Genomic DNA, 5,047 nt, shown 5'->3' on the forward strand with positions numbered 1-5,047 from the left:
TTGGTAAAGGGATAAAACATATCAGTAGCGGACTAATATACCGCTAGCATAACAGAATGCCAAGGAAGCTTAAAATACCTAATATATCAAGGAGCAACCCCTCAGGTTATATCAAAAATTCTGAGCTTATAAAAGCGATTATCAAAAATACTCGTAACTACATGATGTCCTTTACCTTATCTCTCTTAAAGACCGTCTAAGATAAAAAATACTCATCAATAGCAGACAAAAAAACACCCCAAAACCTAAGGTATTTGGAGTGTTTTGTTTATGCTAATGTCACTTCTATAAAATTAACTGCTATAAGCTCAGTTAATTATAACGATGCAATTGCGTTATTGAACAAGGTGCTTGGACGCATGGCTTGCTCAGTCAATGCCTCATCAGCTAGGTAATAGCCTTTAAGATCCATAGGCTTACCTTGAGCATCATTCAGCTCTTTAATAATAGCTGCTTCATTATCCGCAAGATTTTGCGCAAGTGGAGCAAACTGTGCTTTTAGCTCGCTGTCTTTATCTTGTGTTGCAAGCTCTTGTGCCCAGTACATGGCAAGGTAGAAATGACTGCCACGGTTGTCAAGCTCACCAGTTTTGCGTGATGGTGACTTGTCATCTAACAACAGCTTTTCAGTCGCTGTGTCTAAAGTATCAGCCAATATTTGGGCTTTAGCATTACCATCATTCTGTGCTAAATGCTCTAGCGACACAGTCAATGCCAAGAACTCACCCAATGAATCCCAACGTAAATGGTTCTCTTCAACCAATTGTTGTACATGCTTAGGTGCTGAACCGCCAGCGCCAGTTTCAAACAAACCGCCGCCTTTCATTAGTGGTACAACTGATAACATCTTAGCACTGGTGCCCAATTCTAAAATTGGGAATAAGTCAGTGAGATAATCACGTAAGATATTACCGGTAGCAGAAATCGTATCAAGACCACGAGCGACACGCTCTAAGGTATAACGCATGGCACGAACTTGTGACATAGTTTCGATATGCAGACCAGTGGTATCATGATCTTTTAGGTACATTTTTACTTTTTTGATCAGCTCGTTTTCGTGTGGACGATATGGGTCTAACCAAAAGATGACCGGCGTATTAGATTCGCGTGCGCGGCGTACCGCAAGCTTGACCCAATCTTGGATAGGCTCATCTTTAACTTGACACATTCGCCAGATATCGCCCTTCTCAACACGCTGTTCAAGCAAGATTTCATTTGTTTCTTCGTCAACAATACGGGCAATACCATTATCACTCGCTTCAAAAGTCTTGTCATGCGAGCCATATTCTTCCGCTTTTTGTGCCATTAGACCGACGTTAGGCACTGTACCCATAGTTGTTGGGTCAAAGTTACCATGCCATTTACAGAAATTGATCATTTCTTGATAAATGCGCGCAAAGGTAGATTCTGGCATCACTGCTTTACAATCATATGGCTTGCCATCAGCACCCCACATTTTACCGCCATTACGAATCATGGCTGGCATAGATGCGTCAACGATGATGTCACTTGGCGAATGGAAGTTGGTGATACCTTTTGATGAATCAACCATCGCCAAACGTGGACGATGTACTTGGCAAGCATGTAAATCGCGTTCAATCTCTTCACGAGTTGATGCTGGTAGTTTTGAGATTTTGTCGTATAGGTCTACCATACCGTTATTCACGTTGATGCCTAATTCATCAAAGAAAGCGCCATGTTTGTTGAAGGCATCTTTATAATATGTTTTAACCGCATGCCCAAATACGATAGGATGCGATACTTTCATCATGGTTGCTTTTACGTGCAGTGAAAATAAAATGCCCGCTTCACGGCAGTCTTCCATTTCACGCTCATAAAATTCAAGTAGCGCTTTTTTGCTCATGAACATGAGGTCGATGACTTCTTTATCAAGCAAAGCGAGGCCTGTTTTGAAGACATTGACAGTACCATCGTCAGCTAAGCGTTCCATGCGCACGGTACGTGCTTTATCTAAAGTGATAGATTGCTCGCCGTCATAGAAATCGCCGCTGTGCATATGCGATACATGAGTTTGTGACCATTGCTTCCATTCACCCATTGAATGTGGGTGTTTACGTGCGTAGTTTTTGACCGCTTTTGGCGCACGGCGATCTGAGTTACCTTCACGCAGTACAGGGTTCACCGAGCTACCTAGGCTTTTGCCATAACGCTGACGAATTTCTATTTCTTTATCCGTTTGTGGATCTTCTGGAAAATCAGGAATAGCATAGCCTTTACCTTGTAGCTCTTTAATCGCCGCTTTAAGCTGCTGGACAGAGGCACTGATATTTGGCAGTTTTATGATGTTGGTGTTTGGATCTTGTGTTAGACGACCTAGCTCAGCTAAGTTGTCAGGAACGCGTTGCTCTTCACTTAAAAATTCAGGGAATTCAGCCAATACACGGGCAGCAACTGAGATATCAATGGTGTCAACTTCGATGCCTGCTGTTTGAGTAAATGCTTTCACAATAGGCAAGAATGATACGGTTGCAAGCGCTGGGGCTTCGTCGGTTTTTGTATAAATAATTTTTGACATTGTAGTAGAGTATTCCTTTATGTTGTCAGTAATGAAGTGAGTAGAGCTTGGATATTATTTAATACCTTTATACAGCCTTCATACCATAATGGGCGATGGCGCTAAATTAAGTACATCGTATGTCACTTTTGCAATCATACAAAAATATATTGAAACGGTTCGACGCATTCAAATAGTTTTGAGACTGACTGTTGACATTATTTTGCAAAACTATCTTTTGGAAGCTGCTTTAACCTTTATGACAAGCTTGCCGTCAAAAGAGGGGTTGAACGATTGGGTAATACTGCTTAACGATAGATGACTGTCGATGTATTATAGTTCATCCACTATAAATCCGATATGATGTCAATCTCGTATGTTGAACTAAGTATACTATTTCGCTCATATCTCATGTGTCTGAATTATATTAAGCTAATAATACTCTTATTCTATCAGTCATCAAGATTGATATCATCTTTTCCATACAATTTGCCTGTTTTTAATGGCAATTTTTATCACGTATGGCATCAAAATTTTGTTTCTATCATACTAGCACTGCATCGTTTTTTAAACGCTACGGCTAATTATATAACGGTTATGCAAAATTCTTGCAAATTGTGACAGCAAAAAAATTTCAGTTTGATAGGCTATATCATCAAGAAAAATAGTGTGCTTATTATGAATTTACAATATGCGTTACTGAACGACACCAGCTGGCAAAGCCTAGGCGAGTGGCAAACGACAGACACCCCTTTTATGTCATTTGCCTTTTGGCAAGCGCTTAGTGATACTGGTGCAATTGGCGAGGAGGCTGGCTGGTTGCCTATTTATATTTTGGTGCACCGTGTAGAGGCTGATGATGATTTTGCAGTACAACAAAGACTGTCTTCTGTAGAAGCTTCTATAAAAGTGAAGCAGCCAGTTGCGGTGATGCCCGTATTTATCAAAGGGCATCATCGAGGGGAGTTTGTATTTGATCATTCATGGGCGCAAGCTTATGCGCAGTATGGTCTCGACTATTATCCGCGTTTGGTGACCAGCGCGCCTTATACGCCCGTTACAGGGCAGCGTTTATGGTTGGCAGCAGGTGAGACGCTCGATGCTGAGATTATAAAAACAGCCATCGAAGGTGTGGATGATATTGCGCAGCAAGTAGACGCCTCTGGCTGGCATGGGCTATTTGTCGCGCCTGAGATGGCTACTATCGCTAACGCATCGTTGCCGACTGATATTGATATAGAACTTGCGCTTAAAAACCAAGCAAATGGCGTAGCGGCAAAACCGATTGAGCTACCGATACTTGAGCGTCAAGGTTGCCAATTTTTATGGCAAAATAAAAATCTAACTCAAAATAATCAGCCGTTTGCTAATTTTGAAGAATTTCTAGCAACGCTCAAAGCCAAGAAACGCAAAACTATCCGTGCTGAGCGCCGAAAAGTTGCTGAGCAAGGTATCACGTGCCTGCGAAAATGTGGCGATGACATTACCGAGTCCGATTGGAAGACTTTTTATCATTGTTATGTGATGACTTATGCGGTACGTGGGCAGCAGCCTTATTTGACCATAGATTTTTTTAAAGCTTTGGCGCAAACTATGGCTGAGCATTTAATGTTGGCACAAGCGCTTGATGCCAGTGGTGAGATTATTGCGAGCAGTTTGTTTTTGTATGATAAGCCTGACAATAAAATGGCGACTCTATACGGTCGCTATTGGGGTGCGCTTGGTGAGTATGATAGCCTGCATTTTGAGCTGTGCTATTATCAAGGTATTGAATTTGCCATTGAGCAGGGTTTACATTATTTTGACCCAGGGACACAAGGCGAGCATAAATTAATCCGTGGTTTTATCCCAACTACTACCCACTCATTACACCGTATTTATGATGCACGTTTTGTACCAGCGATTGCTGATTTTTGCCGCAAAGATCGGCTACATATGGCGCAGTATCGAGAGCAAGCATTTGAAGCTTTGCCGTTTAATATCGATAATATGCCAACGTTTGATAACAATGAATAACCTTATTATTTAACCATCTTCTACTTAATAAAGCACATATTAGCCATAAACTATGACCTCTCATCTTTGCTCCTCTACCAATTCATTACCTTCGACTGAGCTATTATCTTGGCTAAATACCGAAGGTTCTCTGACGGCATTATTAGAGGCAAAAGCAGAGCAGCCATTACGTGTAGAGCGTAGCTTTGAGGGTTATCGGTTATTGTCTTTGGCACAAAAAAAGCAACTGGGTGTGAAAGGCGCCGCGCTCAGTCGTCCACGGCTGGCGTGGGTGCGTGAGGTATATTTATACGGCAATGACGAGCTACCATGGGTACAGGCACAAAGCCTATTTCCATTATCAAGTTTACAAGGCAGTGCCAAACGTCTACAGCAATTAAAAAGCACGCCGATTGGCTACGTGCTGTTTAAACGTAGTCGTACCTTGCCCAATCAACGTTCTATCGAACAGAAAGACGAGGGTTGGCAACGGCAGACGCTTTATGATTGGTACGGTCGTCCTTTACTCATTAGTGA

Annotated in this window: 3 protein-coding genes; 2 read left to right on the top strand and 1 reads right to left on the bottom strand. The window is 41.9% G+C overall.

What is annotated here, in order from left to right; all coding sequences use genetic code 11:
• Positions 1-316: 316 nt before the first annotated feature.
• Positions 317-2,536, bottom strand: a complete 2,220-nt coding sequence (locus VLN09_RS03015) for an NADP-dependent isocitrate dehydrogenase (RefSeq protein WP_325243723.1) — start codon at positions 2,534-2,536, stop codon at positions 317-319.
• A 657-nt stretch (positions 2,537-3,193) separates the two neighbouring features.
• On the opposite strand from VLN09_RS03015, the gene VLN09_RS03020 reads away from it, so the two are divergent.
• Positions 3,194-4,531 (top strand): GNAT family N-acetyltransferase, encoded by a 1,338-nt coding sequence (locus VLN09_RS03020; RefSeq protein ID WP_325243724.1) that lies wholly within the window; start codon positions 3,194-3,196, stop codon positions 4,529-4,531.
• Between the two features lie 52 nt (positions 4,532-4,583).
• On the top strand, positions 4,584-5,047 hold a 464-nt coding region (locus tag VLN09_RS03025; RefSeq protein ID WP_325243725.1), incomplete at its 3' end, for a chorismate--pyruvate lyase family protein.

Origin of the sequence: Psychrobacter sp., from assembly GCF_035469765.1 — a bacterium.
Lineage (GTDB): Bacteria > Pseudomonadota > Gammaproteobacteria > Pseudomonadales > Moraxellaceae > Psychrobacter.

Bases quoted from the DNA above. Each gene is read 5' to 3' on its own strand.
- VLN09_RS03015 (WP_325243723.1), bottom strand. From the start codon at position 2,536: ATGTCAAAAATTATTTATACAAAAACCGACGAAGCCCCAGCGCTTGCA.
- VLN09_RS03020 (WP_325243724.1), top strand. From the start codon at position 3,194: ATGAATTTACAATATGCGTTACTGAACGACACCAGCTGGCAAAGCCTA.